At 48.7% G+C, this 1,698-nt stretch carries 1 protein-coding gene; it reads right to left on the minus strand.

Annotation, left to right across the window (positions count from 1 at the left end):
- Window positions 1-372 precede the first annotated feature (372 nt).
- Window positions 373-1,638 (minus strand): IS110 family transposase, encoded by a 1,266-nt coding sequence (locus ACQKPA_RS33160; RefSeq protein ID WP_427496517.1) that lies wholly within the window; start codon window positions 1,636-1,638, stop codon window positions 373-375.
- Between the last annotated feature and the right edge of the window lie 60 nt (window positions 1,639-1,698).

Here is a 1,698-nt window from a genome sequence, read left to right on the forward strand (position 1 = left end):
GCTCCCTCGAAATGATTCAGTTTCCTCACTCAGACTCATGAATTCGCAGGATTTCACCCTATGGTAAGTGTGAGAGAAGAAGTCATGGAGGAACTTTTGGCTGGGGTGCATAGAAAAGGGCATGCGCAAACAAAGGTGAGGCATTTATCACCCATATTGTTCCATATATTGCACGTCTCCACTTCGCCCTAGCGATTCTCGCTCCCATGTCTCAACGGGTCAAAGCCCTATCATTCCTTCGTCACATCTAACTAAGGGGTGGAGGTCGGTCTTTCTAACGGAACGGGTCCGAGCCCTTTTGCGTAACGTCTCCCGATACTCCGTGCTTCTTATCATCCTGCGAATGCATGAGCTGGTGAGGATCGACTTGTTTTATGCTGCCTGTGGGAAAACTTTGGTCGAATCGTAAGTTTCGCTGCTTTTAGACAGACCGACAAGCATACGCGCCACTTTACCGCACAATTTCATAATGGATTTCATCTTCTTTAACTTCTTTTCCTCAACATTGTAGTGGTGTAAAGCCCGAATTTCCGGGTTGGTCATCACCATACACATCGTCATGAGATAGAGAAAATGACGCAGACGTGGGCGACCGCGTTTGCTGAGTACCATCTTTCCTCGCCATTTCCCAGAACTCGACTCAGCCAGATTCAAGCCGGCATGCCGCAGGAGAGCATTACCATGCGTATAGCCGCTTAGATCACCAGCCTCGCCGAGCACACCCGCTAAGCTCGTTGCATTTACACCTCGTATTTCAAGGAGCTTCTGCGCGTAAGGAATACGCTCGAGTATGAGTTGGAGCTCATACTCAATCTGTTCAAGCTGGCGCTGCGCCAAGTCATATTCTTCAAGCAGTTGCCCCAAATGAAGCTTGTAGGCGTGGAGTGCTTGCGTGGCGCCAACACTGCATTTTGCTAGTGAAATGAGCTGCTCTGCCCGTTTAACTCCCGCATGACGTTTTACGTATTGCTTCCAGCCGGTGAGGATTTGTTCGGTCGTTAACCGACTAATATCCTTTGGCAAGGGAAAGAGTCTGAGGGTAGCGATGGCGCTGGTGCAGGTGAGGATCTTGAAGACCTGCCGCAACTCAGGAAAGACAATATCCACCCAGCGATGAATTTGATTTACAGTACTATTGAGCCGCTTGGTTACCGTATCCCGGTTAGCCATGAGGACCCGGAGTTCTTCATAGGCTTCAGGGTTGAAACGTACAGGGGTATAGTAACCGTTTTTAATCATGTCTGCGATAACTAGTGCGTCCTTGCGATCGCTTTTGGATGGGGTATTGTCCCGGTTTTCCTTGTTCTTTTTGACGAGATGAGGATTAACGAGAACGGCCTCAATGCCTTGCGAAGAAAGCCAGCGAGCTAAGCTCAGCCAGTAGTGGCCTGTAGGCTCCATGCCCACAATGACTTTATTAAGCTTGTAGGTCAGAAGCAGATCTTGAATCCAGTGACGAAACAACTCAAAACCTTCAAGGTGGTTGCTAAAGTCTAGCGGTGTACCTAGTGCAATACCTCGAAAGCTGACTGCGCGAGCAACATGGATCTCCTGAGCGATATCTACGCCGATGACTAGATGATGAACGGTAATGTTTTCAATGAGTTGATTTTGCTTCTCCTGTGCCTTAAACTTCATAGTAGAGCGACCTCCTGATGGGTTTTTTGAGGCTATGACCTCGTGTGCAACCCCATCGTA

This window comes from Paenibacillus sp. NPDC093718 (assembly GCF_050279985.1).
Classification (GTDB): Bacteria; Bacillota; Bacilli; order Paenibacillales; family Paenibacillaceae; genus Paenibacillus_AQ.

Coding starts and splice junctions, on each gene's coding strand:
- ACQKPA_RS33160 (WP_427496517.1), bottom strand. CDS start 1,638: ATGAAGTTTAAGGCACAGGAGAAGCAAAATCAACTCATTGAAAACATT.